At 74.8% G+C, this 20395-nt stretch carries 22 protein-coding genes; 15 read left to right on the forward strand and 7 right to left on the reverse strand.

The window, feature by feature from the left end; translation table 11 throughout:
* Nucleotides 1-110 precede the first annotated feature (110 nt).
* The 3 genes from ACSNN9_RS12525 to ACSNN9_RS12535 all read left to right on the forward strand — a co-directional run bounded on the left by ACSNN9_RS12525 (nt 111) and on the right by ACSNN9_RS12535 (nt 2424).
* Nucleotides 111-539 (forward strand): SRPBCC family protein, encoded by a 429-nt coding sequence (locus tag ACSNN9_RS12525; protein ID WP_357878303.1) that lies wholly within the window; start codon nt 111-113, stop codon nt 537-539.
* Nucleotides 536-1537, forward strand: coding sequence for an SDR family oxidoreductase (locus ACSNN9_RS12530; protein ID WP_436673216.1), 1002 nt, complete (start codon nt 536-538; stop codon nt 1535-1537). The genes ACSNN9_RS12525 and ACSNN9_RS12530 overlap by 4 nt, the downstream gene beginning before the upstream one ends.
* A 119-nt stretch (nt 1538-1656) precedes the next feature.
* On the forward strand, nt 1657-2424 hold the full coding sequence (locus ACSNN9_RS12535) for a polyprenol monophosphomannose synthase (RefSeq protein ID WP_357878309.1): 768 nt from the start codon (nt 1657-1659) through the stop codon (nt 2422-2424).
* Nucleotides 2425-3203: 779 nt separating this feature from the next.
* Here the strand turns inward: ACSNN9_RS12535 and ACSNN9_RS12540 are convergent.
* Nucleotides 3204-4808, reverse strand: coding sequence for a phytoene desaturase family protein (locus tag ACSNN9_RS12540; protein ID WP_436673217.1), 1605 nt, complete (start codon nt 4806-4808; stop codon nt 3204-3206).
* Between the two features lie 70 nt (nt 4809-4878).
* Here ACSNN9_RS12540 and ACSNN9_RS12545 point away from each other — a divergent pair, with 70 nt between their 5' ends.
* Nucleotides 4879-6312, forward strand: coding sequence for an aldehyde dehydrogenase family protein (locus ACSNN9_RS12545; RefSeq protein WP_436673218.1), 1434 nt, complete (start codon nt 4879-4881; stop codon nt 6310-6312).
* Between the two features lie 60 nt (nt 6313-6372).
* Here ACSNN9_RS12545 and ACSNN9_RS12550 read toward each other — a convergent pair whose 3' ends face one another.
* Entirely contained in the window at nt 6373-6774 is a 402-nt protein-coding gene (locus tag ACSNN9_RS12550; protein ID WP_436673219.1) for a ChaB family protein, read from the reverse strand.
* Between the two features lie 164 nt (nt 6775-6938).
* On the opposite strand from ACSNN9_RS12550, the gene ACSNN9_RS12555 reads away from it, so the two are divergent.
* The 4 genes from ACSNN9_RS12555 to ACSNN9_RS12570 all read left to right on the forward strand — a co-directional run bounded on the left by ACSNN9_RS12555 (nt 6939) and on the right by ACSNN9_RS12570 (nt 9277).
* Nucleotides 6939-7919 carry a YihY/virulence factor BrkB family protein gene (locus ACSNN9_RS12555; RefSeq protein WP_436673220.1) on the forward strand — a complete coding sequence of 327 codons (981 nt, stop codon included), beginning with the start codon at nt 6939-6941 and terminating at the stop codon, nt 7917-7919.
* A gap of 72 nt (nt 7920-7991) precedes the next feature.
* Nucleotides 7992-8408 (forward strand): DUF2795 domain-containing protein, encoded by a 417-nt coding sequence (locus tag ACSNN9_RS12560; RefSeq protein ID WP_132235968.1) that lies wholly within the window; start codon nt 7992-7994, stop codon nt 8406-8408.
* 52 nt (nt 8409-8460) lie between these two features.
* A complete protein-coding gene (locus ACSNN9_RS12565) occupies nt 8461-8922 on the forward strand; it encodes an SRPBCC family protein (RefSeq protein ID WP_436673221.1) in 462 nt (153 codons plus the stop codon).
* Between the two features lie 94 nt (nt 8923-9016).
* Entirely contained in the window at nt 9017-9277 is a 261-nt protein-coding gene (locus ACSNN9_RS12570; protein WP_436673222.1) for a hypothetical protein, read from the forward strand.
* 10 nt (nt 9278-9287) lie between these two features.
* On the opposite strand, the gene ACSNN9_RS12575 is transcribed toward ACSNN9_RS12570, so the two are convergent.
* Entirely contained in the window at nt 9288-10496 is a 1209-nt protein-coding gene (locus ACSNN9_RS12575; RefSeq protein WP_436673223.1) for an MFS transporter, read from the reverse strand.
* A gap of 154 nt (nt 10497-10650) precedes the next feature.
* Between ACSNN9_RS12575 and ACSNN9_RS12580 the strand changes: the two genes are divergently transcribed.
* Nucleotides 10651-10863 carry a hypothetical protein gene (locus ACSNN9_RS12580; RefSeq protein WP_436673224.1) on the forward strand — a complete coding sequence of 71 codons (213 nt, stop codon included), beginning with the start codon at nt 10651-10653 and terminating at the stop codon, nt 10861-10863.
* Between the two features lie 54 nt (nt 10864-10917).
* Here ACSNN9_RS12580 and ACSNN9_RS12585 read toward each other — a convergent pair whose 3' ends face one another.
* Nucleotides 10918-11367: a hypothetical protein gene (locus ACSNN9_RS12585; protein WP_436673225.1), complete on the reverse strand. Its 450-nt coding sequence runs from the start codon at nt 11365-11367 to the stop codon at nt 10918-10920.
* Nucleotides 11368-11530: 163 nt separating this feature from the next.
* Here ACSNN9_RS12585 and ACSNN9_RS12590 point away from each other — a divergent pair, with 163 nt between their 5' ends.
* A complete protein-coding gene (locus ACSNN9_RS12590) occupies nt 11531-11908 on the forward strand; it encodes a DUF6401 family natural product biosynthesis protein (protein ID WP_436673226.1) in 378 nt (125 codons plus the stop codon).
* A gap of 128 nt (nt 11909-12036) precedes the next feature.
* Here the strand turns inward: ACSNN9_RS12590 and ACSNN9_RS12595 are convergent, their stop codons facing one another.
* Nucleotides 12037-12903, reverse strand: a complete 867-nt coding sequence (locus ACSNN9_RS12595; RefSeq protein WP_436673227.1) for a mechanosensitive ion channel family protein — start codon at nt 12901-12903, stop codon at nt 12037-12039.
* A 190-nt stretch (nt 12904-13093) separates the two neighbouring features.
* On the opposite strand from ACSNN9_RS12595, the gene ACSNN9_RS12600 reads away from it, so the two are divergent.
* The 3 genes from ACSNN9_RS12600 to ACSNN9_RS12610 all read left to right on the forward strand — a co-directional run bounded on the left by ACSNN9_RS12600 (nt 13094) and on the right by ACSNN9_RS12610 (nt 17337).
* Nucleotides 13094-15220: a SpoIIE family protein phosphatase gene (locus tag ACSNN9_RS12600; RefSeq protein ID WP_436673228.1), complete on the forward strand. Its 2127-nt coding sequence runs from the start codon at nt 13094-13096 to the stop codon at nt 15218-15220.
* 41 nt (nt 15221-15261) lie between these two features.
* Nucleotides 15262-15942, forward strand: coding sequence for an HAD family hydrolase (locus tag ACSNN9_RS12605; protein WP_436673229.1), 681 nt, complete (start codon nt 15262-15264; stop codon nt 15940-15942).
* A gap of 105 nt (nt 15943-16047) precedes the next feature.
* A complete protein-coding gene (locus ACSNN9_RS12610) occupies nt 16048-17337 on the forward strand; it encodes a cation:proton antiporter (protein WP_436673230.1) in 1290 nt (429 codons plus the stop codon).
* A gap of 24 nt (nt 17338-17361) precedes the next feature.
* Here ACSNN9_RS12610 and ACSNN9_RS12615 read toward each other — a convergent pair whose 3' ends face one another.
* Nucleotides 17362-18303, reverse strand: coding sequence for an NAD(P)/FAD-dependent oxidoreductase (locus tag ACSNN9_RS12615; RefSeq protein WP_436673235.1), 942 nt, complete (start codon nt 18301-18303; stop codon nt 17362-17364).
* Nucleotides 18304-18456: 153 nt separating this feature from the next.
* On the opposite strand from ACSNN9_RS12615, the gene ACSNN9_RS12620 reads away from it, so the two are divergent.
* A complete protein-coding gene (locus ACSNN9_RS12620) occupies nt 18457-18672 on the forward strand; it encodes a DUF3072 domain-containing protein (RefSeq protein WP_089001095.1) in 216 nt (71 codons plus the stop codon).
* Here the strand turns inward: ACSNN9_RS12620 and ACSNN9_RS12625 are convergent.
* Nucleotides 18666-19181: a metallophosphoesterase family protein gene (locus ACSNN9_RS12625; protein ID WP_436673231.1), complete on the reverse strand. Its 516-nt coding sequence runs from the start codon at nt 19179-19181 to the stop codon at nt 18666-18668. The genes ACSNN9_RS12620 and ACSNN9_RS12625 overlap by 7 nt on opposite strands.
* A 213-nt stretch (nt 19182-19394) precedes the next feature.
* On the opposite strand from ACSNN9_RS12625, the gene ACSNN9_RS12630 reads away from it, so the two are divergent.
* Nucleotides 19395-20395, forward strand: a 1001-nt coding sequence (locus ACSNN9_RS12630) for a glycoside hydrolase family 6 protein (protein ID WP_436673232.1), incomplete at its 3' end; no start/stop codon positions are given.

Genomic DNA, 20395 nt, shown 5'->3' on the forward strand with positions numbered 1-20395 from the left:
CGGGAGAAGCTAACCACCGTGGGCCGCGCCCCCGCGGAGGTCGACGCGCCGGGCACCGTTAGCCCCGACCGCAGTCGGGGTATGGGAGCGCAGTGGCGATTGTGGAGAAAGTGATCGAAGCTTCCCCGGAGCAGGTCTGGGCGGTGCTGGCGGACGGGTGGACGTACAGCGACTGGGTCGTCGGCACGGTGCACGTCCGCGACGTCGACGACGCCTGGCCCCGGGTGGGCAGCCAGCTGCACCACAAGGCCGGGCCGTGGCCGTTCTCCCTGCACGACTCCTCGACGGTGCTGACCTGCGAGCCGCCGCGCCGGCTGGTCATCCGCGCCGGCCTCTGGCCGGCCGGGGAGGCCGTCGTGGTCTTCACCCTCGAAGCGGTCGGCGCGGGCGCGACCCGGGTCCGCATGGGCGAGGACTTCGCCGCCGGTCCGCTGCGCTGGGTGCGCAACAAGGTCAACGACCTGGTGCTGCACCAGCGCAACAAGGAGACCCTGACCCGGCTGGCCGACATCGCCATCCGACAGAAGGCGGACGGATGACACAGACCGTGGTGGTGACCGGGGCGAGCGCCGGCGTGGGACGGGCGATCGCCCGCCGCTACGCGGAGCGCGGCGCCCGGCTCGCGCTGCTCGCCCGGGGCGAGGCCGGGCTGGCGGCCGCCGAGCGGGACTGCCGGGAGCGGGGCGCCTCGGACGTGCGCACCTACCGGGTGGACGTGGCCGACGCCGGGGCGGTGCAGCAGGCCGCCGACGACGTGGTGCACCGCTTCGGCGGCATCGACGTGTGGGTGAACAACGCGATGGTCTCGGTCTTCGCCCCGGCGTGGGAGATCCCGGCCGCGGAGTTCCGGCGGGTCACCGAGGTCAACTACCTCGGCACCGTGCACGGCACCCTCGCGGCGCTGCGCCACATGCGGACGCGGCGGCGGGGCGCGATCGTGCAGGTCGGCTCCGCGCTGGCCTACCGCGGCATCCCGTTGCAGTCGGCGTACTGCGCGAGCAAGCACGCCGTCCAAGGCTTCAACGACTCGCTGCGGGCGGAGCTGCTGCACGACTGCCCCGGCGTGAAGCTGTCGATGGTGCAGCTGCCGGCGGTCAACACCCCGCAGTTCTCCTGGGTACGCACCCGGCTGCCCCGACACCCCCAGCCGGTACCGCCGATCTTCGCGCCCGAGGTGGCCGCGAGGGCGATCGTCTGGGCGGCCGATCACGGGCCGCGCGAGCTGAACGTGGGCGGACCGACCTGGCGCGCCCGGCTCGGCGACGTCCTCGCGCCCGGCCTGCTCGATCGGAAGCTGGCGCGCGACGGCTACGACAGCCAGCAGACCGAGACCCCCATCGACCCGGCAGCCTGGCGGGACAACCTGGACCGCCCCGGGGACGACGAACGGGACCGGGGCGCGGAGGGCGTGTTCACCGACCGGGCCCGCCGCCGCTCGGCGGCGCTGTGGATCGGTACGCACAAGCCGGCCGTCTCCGGCGTCGCCCTGGCCGGGCTGACGGTGGTCCTGACCGCGCTGGCCCGTCGCCTCCGCTGACCCCGCGTTCGTCCCTCGTCGAGGCGGAAGACGGGGCGGTAGGGGTGGCCTTTTCGACCCGGATGTGGCAACTGGCTACGCTCTCAGGGAGCCCTGTCCGCCGACCGAGGATGTCCGACATGATCGAACCCGTGCAGTTGCCCGTGCCGTGGCGGGACGCACGCCTGACCGTCGTGGTTCCCACCTACAACGAGGCGGGCAACCTCCCGGTGCTGGTCGAGCGGCTGCTGGCCCTGCCGCTGCCGGGCCTGAAGATCCTGGTCGCCGACGACAACTCGCCGGACGGCACGGGTGAGGTGGCGGACAAACTGGCCATCGAGCACCCCGACCGGGTCGAGGTCGTGCACCGGGCCGGAAAGGAGGGCCTGGGCCGCGCCTACGTGGACGGCATCGGGCGCGCCCTCGACGGCGGCGCGGAGTACGTGGCGCAGATGGACGCCGACCTGTCGCACCCGCCGGAGGCGCTGCCGGGCATGCTCGGCGCGCTGCTCTCCACCCAGGCCGGCGTGGTGATCGGCTCCCGGTACGTGCCGGGCGGCGAGCTGGACGAGAACTGGCCGCTCTACCGGCGGGCACTCAGCGGCTGGGCCAACCTCTACGTGCACACCCTGCTGCGGGTCCGGATCCGCGACCTCACCGCCGGCTTCAAGATCTGGCGGGCGGACGCGCTGCGCGACATCGGCCTGGAGCGGGTGCAGTCCAACGGCTACAGCTTCCAGGTCGAGATGCACTACCTGGCCACCAAGCTGGGGCACACCATCCTGGAGGTGCCGATCCGCTTCGAGGAGCGGCGCGACGGCGCGTCCAAGATGACCACCGCGACCAAGATCGAGAGCGCGCTGATGCCGTTCAAGCTGCGCAGCAAGCACCGCAACATCGAACGCTGAGCCCGCCCGGCGGCGGGGCCCCACCCGGCCCCGCCTTCTCGTCCCGCCTTCTCGTCCCGCCTTCCTGCCTGCCCCGCACGCGTCGGCTCCCCGCTGCCGCCCTGCTCTGGCTCGTCCGCGTTCGGGCGGACGGGGTCGGGCGGGGCGGGCGGTGAGGCGGGCGGGGCTGGCGGTGAGGCGGGGCTGACAGACGGGGGCAGGGCCCGCGGCGCGCGTAGCTGGCCAGAACGGCTGGTCTGGACGGCTGGTCGGAGCAGCTGACCGGGCGGCCTCAGTGCACCACTCCCGGGGCCAGCCGGTCGCTCCGATCACGACTACGGAACGTGACCTGACTCTGAGTCACCCTCCGCGCCCGAGTCCGAACTGCCCCGTCGGCCCTTTGCTTTGCAGCCACGCACGCACCAGCTTTCCTACCTGGGTTTTTCCAAGGGGTCGCATGGCCCCCAAGTTAGCCAACGGTTACCCATAGCTACCGTTGCGTATATGGCTGCAGAGCAAAGGGCGAGGCAAGGGATCCTTCCCGCTCGCAGAAGACTCACGCTGAGTAGCCATTGTGTCCATGACGCCGGCGGCCCACGGGCGGGCGCGCCGGTCAGCCCTCCTGCGGGCTTCGGCCAAGGCCGGGGTGACGTCGGCGACCGGGGCCAGCTTGGCGCCGGCGGCCGGAGGCCAGGGACCGGGGCCGGCTTGGCGCCGGCGACCGGAGGCAGGGGACCGGGGACCGGGGACCGGGGACGCCGGTCGGGCAGCGGGCGAGGACCGGCACGCCGCCGGCGGTGTCAGCGGTAGACGGCGCGGTGCGCGGCGTCGATCCCGGCCGCGTACAGCGGGCCGGTGAGGGCGCGGTCGCGGGCCAGGGCGGCGCGGGCGGCGTTCGCGCCGGGGGCGCCGTGCACCCCGCCGCCCGGGTGCGCCGACGCGCTGGCCAGGAACAGCCGGTCCACCGGGGTGTCCGCGCGGCCCAGGCCGGGGATCGGGCGCAGGAACAGCTGCTGGTACGCGGCAGCGGTGCCGCCGCCGAGCGCGCCGCCGACCAGGCTCGGGTCGCCCGCCTCCAGGTCGGCCGGCCCGGCCACGTGCCGTCCCACGATCAGGCTGCGGAAGCCCGGCGCGGCCTCCTCCAGCACCTTCTCCATCCGCTCGACGTGCGCGGCGATCTCCTCGGCCCGCCACTGCCGGCGGAACGGCAGGTGGGTGTACGACCAGAGCGACTCGGTGCCCGGCGGCGAGTGGCTGGGGTCGGCCACCGACATCTGGCCCAGCAGCAGGAACGGGTCGCTCGGTACCTCCTGACGGGCCAACGCGGCGGCGTAGCTGGTCAGCCCGTTCAGGTCCGCGCCCAGGTGCACCGTACCGGCGGTGGCGACCGCCCGGTTGGTCCACGGCACGGGGGCCGACAGCGCCCAGTCCACCTTGAGCGTCGAGCCGTCCCAACGGAAGTGCGCCAGGTCCTCCACCAGCCGGGGCGGCAGCGCCGCCGCGCCGACCAGGTCCAGGTAGAGGGCGGGCGCGGGGACGTCGGCGAGCACCGCCCGGCGTGCCCGCCAGAGGGAGCCGCCGACGGTACGCACGCCCATCGCCCGGCCGCGCGCGGTCAGCACCCGGTCGACGTGTGCGCCGTAGAGGATCCGGCCGCCGCGCTCGGTCAGCCGGGCCACCAGCGCGTCGGTGATCTTCTGTGCGCCGCCGTCGGGCACCGGCCAGCCGACCTGCTGGCCGAGCATGGCGAGCAGCCAGCCGTACACGCCCGAACCGGCCTCCTCGGGCGACAGGTCGGTGTGCAGGGCGCAGCCGGCCAGCAACGCCGGGCCTCCCTCGCCCTCGAAGAGTTCGTCGCCGAGCTTGCGTACCGGCACCACCAGGCGCCGGGCCAGCCGCAACGCCCCCGACACCCGCAGCCGGCGCAGCAGGGTCAGGCCCCCGCGCACCGGCGGGAACGGCGTGGTGATGGTCTCCAGCATCGGCTCGGCCACCTGGCGCCAGTCGTCGTACGCGTGCAGCCAGCGCTTGCCGTCGCCCGGCGCGAACGCCTCCAGCGAGGCCGCGGTGGCCTCCGGATCGCGGTTGAGCACCGCCGCCCGTCCGTCGGGCAGCAGGTGGGCCAGCACGTCCGGGGAGTGCCGCCAGCGCAGCCCGTAACGGTCGAGCCCCAGCCCGCGCAGCACCGGGGAGGCGTAGCCGAGGGGGTAGAAGGAGCTGTAGAGGTCGCTCAGGTAGCCGGGGGCGGTCACCTCGGCGGACCGCACCGCCCCGCCCGGGGTGGCCGTGGCCTCCAGCACCAGCACGTCCCAGCCGGCGTCGGCCAGCAGGTTGGCGGCCACCAGGCCGTTGTGGCCGGCTCCGACGACGACGGCGTCCGCGCTCTCCGCGCCGGGGGAACTCATCCGATCCGCCTACCCGGCCGACAACCGGGCGAAACGCGTTTGTCGCGCCGGGGCCGGGGCATGCACTGCCATGTACACGGTTGCGCAGCTCATAGGCGGAGTGTGGGGCGCGGGCGGCGAGGGTGGCGAGCTGGTCGTACACGATCCGGCCGACGGCTCCCCGGTCACCTCGGCGCCGGTGGCGACGGCCGACGAGGTCGGCAAGGCGGTGGAGGCGACGCGCGGCGTCGCGGCGGAGTGGGCGGCGACCGCCCCCGCGGAACGGGCGGCGGCCCTGCACCGGGCGGCGGACGCCGTGGCGGCGGCGGCCGACGACCTGGCCCGCGCGACGACGGCCGAGATGGGCAAGCCCCTGTCGGACGCCAGGGGCGGCGTGGAGGCGGGGATCGGCACGCTGCGACAGTACGCGGAGCTGGCCCCGGTGCGCGGCGGGCGCACCCTGCACGGCGGCACCCACGCCCTCGACTTCATGACGCCGCAGCCGCGCGGGGTGGTCGCCGCGATCACCCCGTGGAACGACCCGGTGGCGGTCTCCTGCGGCCTGCTCGGCGCGGCCCTGGTCACCGGCAACGTGGTGCTGCACAAGCCGAGCGAGCGCGCCCCGGCGACCGGCTGGCTGCTGGCGAAGGCGCTCGACTCCGCGCTGCCGCCCGGGGTGCTGTCGCTGCTGACCGGGGGCCCGGAGGTCGGCGCCGCGCTGGCCTCGCAGGAGGTGGACGTCGTCGCCCACGTCGGCTCCACCGCCACCGGGCGGGCCATCGCGGCCGCCGCGGCGCGGACCGGGGCGAAGCTGCTGCTGGAGAACGGCGGCAGCGACCCGCTCGTCGTGGACGGCGACGTCGACCCGGTGTGGGCGGCCGGGCAGGCGGCCCTCGGCGCGTTCGCCAACGCGGGGCAGATCTGCGTCGCGGTGGAGCGGATCTACGCGCACCGCGACGTCGCGGAGGACTTCACGCAGGCGTTGGTGGAGCGGGCCGCGCAGCTGCGGGTGGGCCCGGGCGGCGACCCGCGCACCGAACTGGGGCCGCTGGTGGACCGGCGGCACCGCGACCACGTGCACGGGCAGGTGACCGCGGCGGTCGCGGAGGGCGCGCGGATCCGCGCCGGCGGCACGCTGCCCGACGGGCCGGGGGCGTTCTACCCGGCGACCGTGCTGACCGACTGCCGGCACGACATGACGGTGGTACGCGAGGAGACGTTCGGGCCGGTCGCCGCGATCGTCGCCGTCGACTCGTTCTCCGAGGCGCTGCGGTGCGCCGCCGACTCCCCGTACGGGCTGGCCGCGACCGTGCTGACCGGATCGATGAGCCACGCCCAGCGCGCCTGGCGGGAGCTGCCGGTGGGCACCGTGAAGGTCAACGCGGTGTTCGGCGGGGCGCCGGGCGGTGCCGCGCACCCGCGCCGGGGCAGCGGACACGGCTACGGCTACGGCCCGGAACTGCTGGACGAGTTCACCGCGACGAAGGCGGTGCACATCGAGGCGCCCGGCGGCGGCCACTGGTGACGCACGCGCAGAGGCTGTCCGCGCGCGGACAGCCTCTGCGTGGCGTACCCGATGACGGCCTCAGCGGCCGCGGGCCTTGGCGGTCTGGCGGTTGTTCGCCTTCTCGATGGCCTTGACCAGTTCGGGCTTGGTCATGCTCGACCGGCCGGGCACGTCCAGCTTGCGGGCCACCTTCATCAGGTGGTCCTTGGTGGCGTTGGCGTCCACCCCGGCGGCGGTGGGCGCCCGGCGCTCCGGTCCGCCACCGGCCGCCTGGCGGTCGCTCGGGCCCTTGCGGCCCTTGGGCTCCCAGTGGTCGCCCACCTTCTCGAACTCGTGCTTCACGGCGGCGAAGGCGGTGCGGTGCGCCCGTTCCCCCTCGCCGTACGTCTCCACGGCCGAGTCGTGCGTCTTCTCCCAGGTGCGCTGCGCCTTCTTCGGGGAGCGTCGCAGCGTGCTGGGCAGTACCTCGCGCCCGGGCATCTCGTCCTCCTCCGCGTCGATGGGTTCCCCTTGACCGTTCCCCCGCCTCCGGTCGGCAAACCGGAGGTCGGGTTTGTCGATTTCCGGCCAGGGGTACCGGCGGGGCCAGGCGAAGCCGGATGCATCTGGTCGTCCGGCGGCCGGCGGGGCACAGGGAGCGGGCCATGACGACGACGGAACCCGGCGCGGCACTCAGCGGGGAGCGGCGACTGCGGCTCCCCCGCCGGGTACGCCAGCTGAGCTGGCGGACGTGGCGCGGGGTGCTGGTGCGCAGCGTGCGCAACTTTGTCAAGGACAACTGCGCGGACTGGGCCGCGGCGCTGACCTACTACGGGGTGCTCGCGCTCTTCCCCTCCACGATCGTGGTGGTCGCCCTGGTCGGGCTGGTGTCCAACGGCGAGCAGACCGTCGACACCGTGTTGGACCTGGCCCGGGACATGGGCGCCGGCTCGGTGGTGGCCAACGAGGGCTTCGTCGGCGTCGTGCGGGGCGTGGTGGACCAGAACGACTCGGCCAGCGTGCTGCTCAGCTTCGGTCTGCTCGGTGCGCTCTGGTCGGCCTCCGGCTTCATCGGGGCGTTCACCCGCGCCTCCAACGCCGTCTACGGGGTCGAGGAGGGGCGGCCGGTCTGGAAGCTGCGGCCGATGCAGATCGGCCTGGCGGCGATCTCGCTGGTGCTGCTGGCGGTCGTCGCCGCCGGGCTGATCGTCAGCGGGCCGGTCACCGACGCGGTCGGCGACCTGATCAACGCCGGCGGGCTGGCGCGTACGGCGTGGAGCGTCGCCAAGTGGCCGGTTCTCGCGCTGGTCATGATGGTGCTGCTGAGCCTGCTGTTCTGGATCGCGCCGAACGTCCGGCAGCCCCGGTTCCGCTGGCTCACCCCGGGCGGCGCGGTCGCCCTGCTCGCCTGGGGACTCGCCTCCTTCGGCTTCGGCCTCTACGTGGCCAACTTCGGCTCGTACGACGCCACCTACGGCAGCCTCGGGGCGGTGATCGCGTTCCTGGTCTGGCTCTACCTGTCCAACTCGGCGCTGATGCTCGGCGTGCAGATCAACGCGGAACTCCAGCGCGGCCGGGTGCTCCAGGCCGGCGAGCCGGACGCCGAGGAGCCGGTCCTGCCCCCGAAGACGCCCGCCGCCACCTGAGGCGCGCGGGTTTACCGACCGCGCCGCCGGCCCGCCCGTTTACCGCCGGTGCCACCGGGTAGCGCAGAAGGCATGGAACGTGGCAGCAGCAAGCACGGACCGAGGGTCGACGAGCAGATGAGCCGGGAGGTCAGCGGCCTCGTGCAGGGGCCGGGGACCGGCGGCTCGCGGGTCGACGAGTCCCGTGTGCCGGAACCGGCGGGTGAGGACCAGCCGGAGCCGACCACGGCCCCGGCCGGCGAACTGCGTACGGGCGCGCCCAAGGGGATGAGCTCCGAGGACGTCGAGCGACGCAGCCGGCTCGGCAGGTTCATCACGATGGCCGCCCTGCCCGGTGACCGGGAGACGCTGATCGCCAACGCGCGCGACAACGAGGCGCCGGCGGACATCGTCGCCGAACTGGAGCGGCTGCCCGAGGGCACCCGCTACCAGACGATCTCCGAGGTGTGGGCGGCGCTCGGCCACAAGAACGAGACGACCCGTTGGTGACCGGATCCCCGCACGATCCGGCCCGTCACCGGCGGACGAAGGAGGATGCCTGATGAGTGGCGTTACCGAACACGTGGACGTCTCCGTCCCGGTGCGCACCGCGTACGACCAGTGGACCCAGTTCGAGGACTTCCCCCAGTTCATGGAGGGGGTGCAGGAGGTCCGGCAGCTGACGGATACGATGACCCACTGGACGGTGGAGATCGCCGGGGTGAAGCGGGAGTTCGACGCCGAGATCACCGAGCAGCTTCCGGACGAGCGGGTCGCCTGGCGCTCGACGGGCGGCACCCACCAGGCCGGCGTGGTGACCTTCCACCGGCTGGACGAGAACACCACCCGGGTCATGCTCCAGCTCGAGTTCGAGCCGCACGGCGTGGTCGAGCAGGCCGGCGACAAGCTCGGCATCGTCGACCGGCGCGCGAAGGGCGACCTGGAGCGGTTCAAGCAGTTCATCGAGCGGCGCGGTCAGGAGACCGGCGCCTGGCGCGGCAAGGTCGACCGTCCGCAGCCCTGATCTCCCACCCCCCGGGTGTGAACCTCCGATGGCCGCCGGCTTCCCCGGCGGCCATCGTCGTTTGCCGGCACCGGGCCGGGGTACCGCGAGGGGTATGACGGACGACGACAAGGTGTGGCGGGACGAGGAACGGACTCCACTGCGGGAACTGGACCGGGCCGTCGCGCGTTCGACCCTGGACGGCCAGGCCGACGACGTGACGGCGAACGACGCCGGCGAGGAGGCGGCCTTCGGGCACGGCCCCGAGGCCGCCGACCGGGGCGGGCAGGCCGCCGGGACGGGCCGGGAGCCGACCGACCCCGACCGCGCGTACCGGCCCTCCACGACCGGCCGGACCGGGCCCGACTCGATGTGAGCCGCGCCGTTCAGCCGGGCGTCGAGGCCGGCCGGCGGGTGGTGGCGGCGTGCAGGGCGATCAGGCCCAGCGCGAGCACGACCAGCGCCGGCCCGAGCAGCTCGACCGAGGTGTTGCCGAGCAGTACCCCGATCCCGGCCGGCACCAGCGCGGCGCCCAGCCCGGCCGCGCCGATCTGGAGCCCGATGGTCCGGTCCGCGTGCGCCGCGCCGACCCGGTCGGCGGTGGTGAGGGTGAGCAGCGGGAAGACCGGGGCGGCGGCGAAGCCGACGACGAACAGCCCGGCCACGGCCACCCAGGCCGGCGCGGGCAGCGCGATCAGGACGGCGCCGGCCGCCATCGCCACGAGGCTGCCGCGCAGCACCGCGGCAGCGCTCAGCCGCTCGGCGACGACACCCTGCACGACGCGCCCGACGAACAGGCTCCCCCAGTAGCCCGAGACGCAGACGCCGGCGACGGCCGCGCCGAGACCGCGTCCCTCGGTCAGCAGCAGGAACGCCCAGAGCCCGGCGGCCACCTCGATGGCCACGTAGACGACGAAGGCCGACGCGCCGAGCCAGACCGCCGGCAGACGGAGCGTCTCGCGTACCGGCACAGCGGTCGGCGGGGCGACGGTGGCCGCATCCTGCGCGGACCCGGCGGGCGCGCGGACCGGGGCGCGGTCCCGCCACGCGCGGACGGTCAGCGCGAACGCGGCGGCCAGCGCGAGCTGGGCCCCCGCCACCAGGCCGTAGCCCCAGCGCCAGGAGAGCCCGGCACTGAGCGCACCGGTCATGATCAGCGGCCCGAGCGCCACGCCGAGGCCGAAGAACGCGTGCATCCAGTTCATGTGCCGGGGGCCGAAGGCGCCCGCCGCGTACGCGTTCAGGCCGGAGTCGATCGCCCCGGAGCCCAGGCCGAGCACCAGCGCGCAGCCCACCATCAGGGCGAGCCCGGGGCTCAGCGCGTAGCCGGTGAGCGCGAGGCTGGCCAACAGCGTGCTGCCGGCGAGCAGCCAGCCGACGCCGAGCCGGGCCAGGGTGAAGCCGGCCAGCACGCTGGAGGTCAGGTAGCCGGCGGTGCCCGCGGTGAGCACGAGGCCGACGGCCTCGGTGGGCACGCCGAAGTCGGCCCGGATCGAGGGCCAGCCCACCCCGATCAGGCCGTCGGGCAGGCCGAGACTGACGAAGGCGAGGTAGGCCAGCAGGAGCAGCGAGGCGCGGGGCGGGGCGGTGGACACGGAGGACCATCCTGCCCCCCGTCGACGGCGGCGCCACCCGGCCTCCCCCGGTGGGACGAAGATTACGGTCCGGACGGGCAGGGAAACGGACAGCTCATCCAGAATCGGCCGTTCGGCTGACGGCAAGCCCCGGGTCGCGCGCAAGACTTTCGGGATGCATCAGGGCTCCGGCATCCTCTCCACGCGTCAGCGCCGCCTGGCATGGCTCGGCTTCCTCCTCGCCGCGCTCCAGGCTCCCCTTTCCGCCAAGCTGGTCTCGGACGACTCCTGGTTGTTCAGCCTCTGCGTCGCGCTGATGGTGGCGACCGTGATCATCGCCGACGACGCGGCCCGGCGCCGCCCGGCGGACGCCCGCTCGACGGACTGACGCGGCAGCCGGCGCCGCCCCTCGCCGCCCGGCGCCCCACGGGGTGCGGGGCACCTAGCCCTCGGCGTCGGGGCGCGCCTCGTGTCCGGGGCGGCCCCGGCTGCGCCGCCGCTCCTTCATCTCCGCCTCGTAGAGGTGCCGGCGCCCGCCGACCAGCTCCTCCCGGGCCGCCCGGTCGAGGTCGCGGAAGAGGGCGTAGTAGCCGTCGTCGAAGTCCTCGACGATCTGGAACGTCCACCGTCCGGCGATGACGTTGCGGCCCAGCAGGTCGGTGTCGATGCGGTCGGCGATCCCGTCGTGCCCGGCGGCGCGGAACATCTCCACGGCGTCGTCGAGCATCAGGTCGGCGTGCCCCACCAACTGGTGCAGCGAGTAGAGGTGGCCGCGCACCCGCTCGACGCACTCCAGCGCCTCGCTGAGCTTGCCGAGCGCCGCCACCGTCTCGTCGCTGACCCCGGCTGGCCTGCGGTGCCGCTCGTCCGGCCCGTCCCCGTGTCGTCCCATCCGTTCCTCCAGATGTCGGCTGTGCCCGTCCGGGCGGTTCTCCTTCCTGCCCCGTCCGCGTCGGGTCAATCCCCGCGCCGCCCGCTGACCGTTCGGGGGAGGGTCAAAAACCCGCCGAGTGGCCGAGGTCGGCCCCGGGATCGGCCGGATAGCCTCGGTCACCATGCGTGTGCCGTTCACCCGGGTCGAGGCCCGTTCCGCCGCCAGCTCGGCGCGAGCCACCCTCGCCCTCCTGTCCGCCTCCGTCGGCGCCGAGGGGCTGGCCGCCGCCGCCGCGCGGCCGGGCCTGCTCGCCCTGGTCGACCAGCACGCCGCGGCGGTGCGGGAGAGCCTGGACGGCGACCGCCGGCCGCTGAGCGCCGCCGCGCTCGCCGGCTACGCGGAGGGCGTCCGCGCCGCCGCGCTGGAGCACGGCTGGCAGCCGCCGGCGGCGCCGGTGGACTGGTCCGCGCCGGACTGGCTGCTCACCCGGCTGCTCGCGGTCTGCGCGCTGACCCGCTCGCTCGGGGCCCCGGCGACCGCCCCGCTCCCGCCGGTCTGACCGGCGGTTCCGCCGGGTGCACCCCCACACGCCGAAGCCCGGCGCGCGGGGCCCGAACCTCCGCCGGACACGCCGGAGGGGCGCCCGTACGTGCGCGGACACCCCTCCCGTCCTGGCTCACGGCCCGGTCAACGGCGGAACTGCTGGGTCTCGTCGCCCACGTTGCCCGACTGGTAGGTGCCGCGCCCGCCGGCCGTCGTGGCCCCCTGCCCGCGGGGCATGACCTCGGTGCGCTCGGCCGCCGTCCGGTCGGCCATCTGCCGGCCGACGTCGCTCTGGCCGGCGTCCCGGGCCCGGCGGTGCTCCTGCACCGCCCGCGACTCCTCGGCCATCCGGTTCAGCCAGCCTTCCCAGCGGTTCTGCATCGGCCTCACCAGGCCACCGCCGACACCGATGATCAGGATGCCGGCCACGGTGGCGAGCACCGCGATCAGCACCGGCGTCGTCACCGTGGTGGCGATGCCCACCTGGTTCAGCGCGGCGATCACACCCAGCGCGAGGATGAAGACCGCCACCAGGTCGGCGAGGATCTTGCCGTACGCGAGCCCGCCCAGCGCCCCGGTGACCAGATCCCGTACGGCGTTGGCGATCGCGGCGGCCACGACGACGATGACGATCGCCACGAAGGCGCGTGGCAGCCAGGCGACCACGCCGCTGATCAGGTCACTGATCGCGTTGGGTCCCCACACCCCGAAGGCGAACTGCAGGGTGAACAGCAGTACGGCGTAGTACGCCAGCTTCGCCAGGATGTCGCTGGCGTCGTACTTGGTGCGTTCCAGCGCGCGCTTGATGCCGCCCCGTTCCACCGCCCTGTCGAAGCCGACCCGTTCCAGCGCCGCGTCGACGATCTTGAGCACGGCTCTGGCGATGAGCCATCCGACCACGAGGATCGCGATGAACGCGATGGCCCGCGGTATGAACAGCAGCACCGACCTCCACATGTCGGCCACGGCGTCGCCGATGTCGACCTGCCTGACCGCGAGGCTTTCCGGCATGATGTCCCTCCTGTCGCATGGACTGCGCCGCGCGCTTACCCGGTCACCGACGCGGCACGCCGTCGGAGTCCCCGAACTTTTTCCGACATGTCACCTCAGAACAGTCCTGACCTGCCCGAACCGTTCGGCCCTCACGACGGGCGGGGCATGATCGGAAACAGGCGACGGGGCCTCCCGCTAGGCTGCGGTCATGCCAGGAACGGTCGGACGGGTCCCGAACCCACCAGCCCCGGTCTCGGGAACGCCCTCCGCGTCGGGCATGGCGGCCGTCGTCCCCCGCCACGACTGGGGTGGCACCCCGCTCGGCCCCTGGGCGACGTGGGATCCGGCGGTCCGGGGCGCCACCGAGTTGCTCCTCGCCTCGCCCGTGCCGATGGCTCTCACCCTGGGCGACGAGCACCTGCTCGTCTACAACGACGCGTACGCGGAGCTGATCGGCGACCGGCACCCCGACGCGGTGGGCCGGCCGGCGGCCGAGGTGTTCGCGGAGTCCTGGCCGCTGCCCGGCGTCGGCGACGTCCTCCGGCGCACCTACCGCACGGGCGAGCCGTTCCTGGAGATGGAGGCCCCCGTCGCCCTGCACCGACGCTCCGGCATCGTCGAGCAGGGGGTCTTCACCCGCGGCTACTCCCCCGTGCGGAACGGTTCCGGGCAGATCGTCGGCGTGCTGACCGTGATCGCGGAGACCGCCCAGGTCACGCAGCAGTTGCAGAGCCTCAGCGACTTCGCCGCGGCGCTCGCCGGCACCCTCACCCTGGACGACGTGGCCCGGGTCGCGCTGCGCTACACGATCACGGCGTTCGACGCCGACCGGGTCTCGTTCGCCGTCGACGAGGGCGGCGGCGGCTGGCGGATGGTCCGGCGCATCCGCGGCGAGCTGATGGACGAGGCCGACGAGCGCCTCCCCCCGCTGTGGCGGCGCGTCCCGCCGGACGGGCTGGGGCCGGTGGTGACCGTCGCCCGCAGCGGCGTGCCGCACTTCGTCGACGACGGCCAGCCGCTGCGGGAGATCGCGGTGGACCGGCACGACCAGAAGGTCCGCTCGCTCGCGGCGGTGCCGCTGCGGGCCTCGGTGGTGCGCGGCGGGCTCACGGTCGGCTACCAGGTCCCGCACGTCTGGTCGGCCGCCCGGCGCGCGCTGCTGGCCGCCTCGGCCGAGCTGGTCGGCCAGGCCGCCGAGCGGGCCCGCCGGTTCGAGACCCAGCACGGCACGGCCCAGCTGCTGCAACGCAGCATGCTGCCGGAGCACCTGCCCGACCTGCCCCGGATGCGGATCGCCGCCCGCTACGACCCGGGCGTCGACGGCAACGCCGCCGGCGGGGACTTCTACGACGCCTTCCTGCTGCCCGACGGCGGCCTGGGGATCGTGCTCGGCGACGTCGCCGGCCACGACGTGCAGGCCGCGGCCCGGATGGGCCAGGTCCGCGCGGCGCTGCGGGCGCTGGCGCTGACGGACCCCCGTCCCGACGCCGTGCTGGCCGGGCTCGACCGGTTGGTCACCAGCCTGGGCGCCGAGGGCGACACGCACGAGCTGTTCGTGACGGTGGTCTTCGGGGTCGTCGACGCCGACCGGCAGCGGCTCACCCTGGCCAGCGCCGGTCACCCCGCCCCGCTGATCCGCCGGTGCGCCCCCGGCGGCGACCCGGTCGCCGAGTACCTCGACGTGCCCGCGGGCGCCCCGCTGGGGCTGGGCTGCCGGCCGCGCACCGTCACGGTGCCCTTCGCCCCGGGCGAGACGCTGCTGCTGTTCAGCGACGGTGTGGTGGAGCGGCGCTGGCAGGACCTGACGACCGGCCTGGACGCCCTGGCCGCCGCCGTGGCCGGCGCGGGCAGCGGCGATCCCCGCGCGTTGTGCGCGGTGGCCACCGCGGCGGTGCCCGGCGCCACCGAGGACGACGTCGCGGTGCTGGCGGTGGAGCACGCGCTGCGCCCGTCCCGGTCGACGGGCATGGAGGTGCCGGCCGAGCCGACCGCGCCGAGCCGGGTGCGGCACTGGATGACCGCGCAGCTCACGGAGTGGCAGGTGCCCGAGTCGATCATAGGCGCGGCGGTGCTCTGCACCAGCGAGCTGACCACCAACGCCCTGCTGCACGCCGGCACCGCCGCCCGGGTGGAGATCGACCTCAGCCCGGAGCGGCTGCTGGTGTCGGTGGCCGACTCGGGCACCCGGGGCACGGTGACCCGCGCGCAGACCGACACGCTCAGCAGCCGGGGTCGGGGGCTCGGGCTGATCGAGGAGCTGAGCGACGCCTGGGGAACGGACCCGACCGTACGCGGCTCGACGGTCTGGTTCGAGATCCTGATTCCGCAGGGGTGAGCGGGAGCGTCAGCCCGGGCGGGACGGGGTAGGAGGACGACATGCCCACAGACAAGCCCGCCGGTGTCCTCTTCGACGTGGACGGCACCCTGGTCGACACCACCTACCTGCACACCGTGAGCTGGTGGGAGGCGCTGCGCCAGACCGACCGGCCCGTGCCCATGGCGACGATCCACCGCGCCATCGGGATGGGCTCGGACAAGCTGCTCGACCACCTGCTCGGCCCGGAGCGCGACCGGAGCGCCGACCAGCAGCTGCGCGACGCCCACGACACCCTCTTCGCCGAGTACTGGGAGCGGCTGGTTCCGCTGCCCCGCGCCGCCGACCTGCTGCGGGCCTGCGCGGAGCGGGGGCTGCGGGTGGTGCTGGCCACCTCCGCCGCCGAGCACGAGGTGGCCGCGCTGCGCCGGGCGCTGGCCGCCGACGACGTCATCCACACCGTCACCTGCTCGGCGGACGCGCGGGAGAGCAAGCCGGCGCCGGACATCCTGATCGCCGCGCTGGAGCAGTCCGGGCTCGCCGCCGAACGCGTGGTCTTCGTCGGCGACTCGGTGTGGGACGTCGCCGCCGCCGGCGAGCTGGACATCCCCTGCGTCGGTCTGACCTGCGGCGGCACCAGCCGGGGCGAGCTGGCCGGGGCCGGCGCGGTGGCCGTCTACGAGGACCCCGCCGCGCTGCTCGCCACCCTCGACGACTCGCCGGTCACCACCGGGGTGAGGTGACCCGCGCCGGTTCCGTCGCCCGGGACAGGAATACGAGAAGTCTTCCGGGGGCAAGGACTTGCACCACCTGCCCGCACGCCGTGGGCGAGGCGGAGAGGTGGGGTCGTGGAGCCGATGGACGTGGCGTTCGCGGTGGTCGGTCTGGGCGCGCTGCTGGCGGGGATCCTGCCCCGGGTGCTCGAACGCCGGCCGCTGTCCATGCCGATCGCCTTCCTGGGGCTGGGGATGCTGGTCTTCCTCCTCCCCGTCGGGCTGCCGAACCCTGATCCGCTCGCGTATCCGGAGGTCGCCACCCACCTCACCGAGATCGGTGTCATCGTCGCGCTGATGGGCGCCGGGCTGAAGATCGACCGGCCGTTGAGCTGGGCCCGTTGGTCGTCGACCTGGCGGCTGCTGGCCATCGCCATGCCGCTGTGCATCGTGGCGGTGGCGCTGCTCGGGTGGTGGTGGGCCGGGTTGGTGCCGGCCGCCGCGCTGCTGCTGGGGGCGGCCCTCGCCCCGACCGATCCGGTGCTCGCCGCCGACGTGCAGGTCGGCGAGCCCACCGACGTCGAGGACTCCGAGGACGAGGTCCGCTTCGCCCTCACCTCCGAGGCCGGGCTGAACGACGGGCTGGCCTTCCCCTTCGTGTACGCGGCCATCGCCATCGCCACCACCAGCCTGGCCCCCGGCGACTGGCTGGGCCGCTGGCTCGGCGTGGACGTGCTCTGGAAGGTCGCGGCCGGGGTGGCGGGCGGGTGGGCGATCGGCTGGCTGCTCGGCAAGCTCTTCTTCCGGGCCCCGGACAAGCTGCGGCTGGCCCGGCACTCCGAGGGCTTCCTCGCGCTGGCCGCGACCTTCCTGGCGTACGGGCTGGTGGAACTCGTCAGCGGGTACGGCTTCCTGGCGGTCTTCGTGGCCGCGCGGGCGATCCGGGCCGCCGAGCGCACCCACGAGTTCCACTCCGTGCTGCACGGCTTCGCCGAGCAGGTCGAGCGGCTGCTCACCGTACTGTTGCTGCTGCTCTTCGGCGGCGCCGTGGTGGGCGGCCTGCTGGGGCCGCTGACCTGGCCGGCCGCCGCGGTCGGACTGGCGCTGGTCTTCGTGGTCCGCCCACTGGTCGGCTGGCTGTCGCTGCGGGGGGCGCCCGGGCGGCCGGCCGAGCACTGGGTGATCGCCCTGTTCGGCATCCGGGGCGTCGGCTCGTTCTTCTACGTCGCGTACGCGACCGCGAAGACCGACTTTCCGCAGGCGGACCTGATCTGGGCGACCGTCGGCCTCGTGGTGATCGTCTCGGTGGTGGTGCACGGCATCGCGGCGACCCCGGTCATGCAGTTGCTGGACCGGGCGGGGGAACGCACCTCCGACCCGTCCGAACGCCGCCGCGCCGGCGAGCCGGTCACCGCGGCAGGCTGACCGCCCGGCCCGCGGCGCCCTTCCTCATCCCTCGCCGAGGCGGGCGACGAGGGCACGGCCGAGGTCGCGGCCGGAGCGCCAGGCGCTCTGCACCCGGGGCTTGCCGAAGGCGTCGCCGGCCAGCCCGACGCCGTCGGCGTCGAGGTGGTACGTCCCGTCCGGGCCGGCGGTCGGCTTCGCGTAGGTCCAGCGGTGCACGTGCACGTGTTCCGCCGGCTCGGGCAGCCCCAGCAGGTCCCGGACGGCCTCCTCGATCGCCGGACCGGCGCCGGTGGGCTGGGCGAGGTGGCCGGCGGCGAACTCGGGCGTGGTGTGGGCGACCAGCACCGGCGCGCCGTCGCCGCGGCGGTCGCCGTCGTCGCAGACGAGGTTCAGCAGCGGATGGTCGTTGACGAACGCGCCCCGGAAGGTGACCCACCGGCGGGCCGGGAAACGCAGCACCCCGGCCAGGGACGGCGTCCAGCGTTGGGCCTGCGTGGCCCGGGTGGCGGCGGCCAGGGCCGGGTCGAGCAGCAGGGCCGCCTGCGGCCCCGGCATGGCGAGCACGACCGCCTCACAGGGGCGCCCGTCCACCACCGGCCCCGGCTCGACGCCGAGCACGAGCCGGTCCACGGTCACCGGCAACTCCCGGGCCAGGTGCTCCACCAGCGACCGCAGTCCCCGGGGCGCCGCCCAGCGCATCGGGCCGGGCGCCTCGCGCCGGCCGTCGGCGCCGTACGCGACGAAGGTGTCGGTCCACTCGCGGGCCAGGCCGGCCGACCGCCACCCCTCGGCGACCTCGGCGAAGTCGGGATCGCTGACCGTGAAGTACGCGGCGCCGGTGTCGGCCGGCCGGCCGTCGAAGCGGCGGCTGGCCATCCGGCCGCCGGGCACCCGGGCGCGCTCCCGGATCTCCACCGAGATGCCGGCGCGGACCAGCTCCGTCGCGCACGCCACCCCGGCGATGCCCGCGCCGGCCACCACCACACCCGCCCGCTCCTGCGCACTCACCCGGTGATCGTATGCGCGTGCGCGTCGCCCGGACGGCGCAGACGCGCGGCGCGCACGACGCGCCGGAGAGGCGCATGGATCGGTGCCGCACGGGGTATTGGCACGTCTGTTCGAAGGAAGGTGGAGACCATGACGGACCGCACCAGCAGCCAGGCCAACCCGCAGGGCGCCATCAAGGACCCGGACGAGTGGGTCACCGGCGAGGAGCCGCCGACCGCCGCCCAGGAGTCCTACCTGGCGACCCTGGCCCGGGAGGCCGGCGAGGAGCCGCCGGAGGGCCTGACCAAGGCGGAGGCCTCGAAGCGGATCGACCAGCTCCAGGAGGAGACCGGCCGCGGTCAGTGACCGGTCGGGCGGCGCGGCGGCAGGCGGTGCAGCTCGACCTCGTCGAGCCGCCCCGCCGCCACCCGCGCCGTCAGGTACGTGGCATGCGGCTGGGCCCGGCGATCGGTGGGCGAGCCCGGGTTGAGCAGCCGCAGGCCGCCCGGGGCGACGGTGTCCCAGGGGATGTGCGAGTGGCCGAAGACCAGCACGTCGGCGTCGGGGAAGCGGGCCGCGCAGCGACCCTCCCGCCCGGCCTTCGGGCCGGTCTCGTGCACGACGGCGACCCGCAGCCCGTCGAGTTCCACGCGGGCGACCTCCGGTAGCCGGGCGCGCAGCGCCGGCCCGTCGTTGTTGCCGTACACCCCCACGAGGCGGCGGGCCCGGGCGGCCAGGGCGTCCAGCAGCGCCTCGTCGACCCAGTCCCCCGCGTGCAGCACGACGTCGGCGGCGTCGACCGCCGCCCAGAGCGGCTCCGGCAGGTCTCTGGCCCGCTTCGGCACGTGGGTGTCGGCCGTGATCACCAGGCGCATCCCGCCATTCTCCCCGCAGACCGCGCCCCGCGGCCGGCGCGCCGGGCCGGAAGGTCGCGGGTCGCGACGCGGGCCGGAAAGTCGCGGGTCGCGACGCGGGCCGGAAAGTCGCGGGTCGCGACGCGGGCCCTTCACATCGCCGCCGTCAGCACGTAGTTTGACGGCGATGCATGGGAGCGCTTCCAGCGACGCTCCTCGATGAATGGAGATCCCGTGAGAAGCAGACCCGCACTCGCCGCGGCGGGCGCCGCCGCGGCGGCGCTCACCGTCGCCGCCACCGTCGCCGTCGGCATCGTCCGAGCTCCCGCCGCCGTCGCCGCCGACTCGGCCTTCTACGTCGACCCGGCCACGGCCGCCGCGGCCTGGGTCGCCGCCAACCCCGGCGACCCCCGGGCCGCCGTCATCTCCGAGCGCATCGCGCGCGTCCCCCAGGGCCGCTGGTTCACCCGGACCAACACCTCGACGGTACGGTCCGAGGTCGACGCCCTCGTCGGCGCGGCGGCGGCCGCCGGCAAGGTGCCGATCCTGGTCGTCTACAACATCCCGAACCGCGACTGCAGCGGGGCGAGCGGCGGCGGCGCGCCCGACCACGCCACCTACCGGCAGTGGGTCGACCAGGTCGCGGCCGGCCTGGCCGGGCGGCCGGCGACCATCGTCCTGGAACCGGACGTGCTGCCGCTGATGACCAGCTGCCAGAACGCCGCCCAGCAGGCCGAGACGAAGGCCTCCATGGCGTACGCCGGCAAGAAGCTCAAGGCGGGCTCGGCCGCCGCGAGGGTCTACTTCGACACCGGGCACTCCGCGTGGCTCTCCCCCGGCGAGGCCGCCTCCCGGCTGCTCGGCGCCGACATCGCCAACAGCGCGGACGGCATCTCGCTCAACGTCTCCAACTACCGGCGCACCGCCGACGAGGTCGCCTACGCCAAGGCCGTGATCGCGGCGACCGGGGTGTCCCGGCTCAAGGCGGTCGTCGACACCAGCCGCAACGGCAACGGCCCGGCCGGCTCCGAGTGGTGCGACCCCGCCGGGCGGGCCATCGGCACCCCGAGCACCACCGCCACCGGCGACCCGGCGATCGACGCGTACCTCTGGGTGAAGCTGCCCGGCGAGGCCGACGGCTGCATCGCGCCGGCCGGCCAGTTCGTGCCGCAGCGGGCGTACGAGCTGGCGCTGGCCGCCGGCCCGGCCCCCACCACCGCGCCGCCGACCACCGC

The organism is Micromonospora sp. URMC 107, from assembly GCF_051386315.1.
In the GTDB taxonomy this organism is placed as follows: domain Bacteria; phylum Actinomycetota; class Actinomycetes; order Mycobacteriales; family Micromonosporaceae; genus Micromonospora.

Bases quoted from the DNA above. Each gene is read 5' to 3' on its own strand.
- ACSNN9_RS12590 (WP_436673226.1), top strand. From the start codon at position 11,531: ATGCGTGTGCCGTTCACCCGGGTCGAGGCCCGTTCCGCCGCCAGCTCG.
- ACSNN9_RS12540 (WP_436673217.1), bottom strand. From the start codon at position 4,808: ATGAGTTCCCCCGGCGCGGAGAGCGCGGACGCCGTCGTCGTCGGAGCC.
- ACSNN9_RS12550 (WP_436673219.1), bottom strand. From the start codon at position 6,774: ATGCCCGGGCGCGAGGTACTGCCCAGCACGCTGCGACGCTCCCCGAAG.
- ACSNN9_RS12530 (WP_436673216.1), top strand. From the start codon at position 536: ATGACACAGACCGTGGTGGTGACCGGGGCGAGCGCCGGCGTGGGACGG.
- ACSNN9_RS12560 (WP_132235968.1), top strand. From the start codon at position 7,992: ATGGAACGTGGCAGCAGCAAGCACGGACCGAGGGTCGACGAGCAGATG.
- ACSNN9_RS12600 (WP_436673228.1), top strand. From the start codon at position 13,094: ATGCCAGGAACGGTCGGACGGGTCCCGAACCCACCAGCCCCGGTCTCG.
- ACSNN9_RS12580 (WP_436673224.1), top strand. From the start codon at position 10,651: ATGCATCAGGGCTCCGGCATCCTCTCCACGCGTCAGCGCCGCCTGGCA.
- ACSNN9_RS12570 (WP_436673222.1), top strand. From the start codon at position 9,017: ATGACGGACGACGACAAGGTGTGGCGGGACGAGGAACGGACTCCACTG.
- ACSNN9_RS12535 (WP_357878309.1), top strand. From the start codon at position 1,657: ATGATCGAACCCGTGCAGTTGCCCGTGCCGTGGCGGGACGCACGCCTG.
- ACSNN9_RS12595 (WP_436673227.1), bottom strand. From the start codon at position 12,903: ATGCCGGAAAGCCTCGCGGTCAGGCAGGTCGACATCGGCGACGCCGTG.
- ACSNN9_RS12625 (WP_436673231.1), bottom strand. From the start codon at position 19,181: ATGCGCCTGGTGATCACGGCCGACACCCACGTGCCGAAGCGGGCCAGA.
- ACSNN9_RS12565 (WP_436673221.1), top strand. From the start codon at position 8,461: ATGAGTGGCGTTACCGAACACGTGGACGTCTCCGTCCCGGTGCGCACC.
- ACSNN9_RS12605 (WP_436673229.1), top strand. From the start codon at position 15,262: ATGCCCACAGACAAGCCCGCCGGTGTCCTCTTCGACGTGGACGGCACC.
- ACSNN9_RS12545 (WP_436673218.1), top strand. From the start codon at position 4,879: ATGTACACGGTTGCGCAGCTCATAGGCGGAGTGTGGGGCGCGGGCGGC.
- ACSNN9_RS12555 (WP_436673220.1), top strand. From the start codon at position 6,939: ATGACGACGACGGAACCCGGCGCGGCACTCAGCGGGGAGCGGCGACTG.
- ACSNN9_RS12620 (WP_089001095.1), top strand. From the start codon at position 18,457: ATGACGGACCGCACCAGCAGCCAGGCCAACCCGCAGGGCGCCATCAAG.
- ACSNN9_RS12585 (WP_436673225.1), bottom strand. From the start codon at position 11,367: ATGGGACGACACGGGGACGGGCCGGACGAGCGGCACCGCAGGCCAGCC.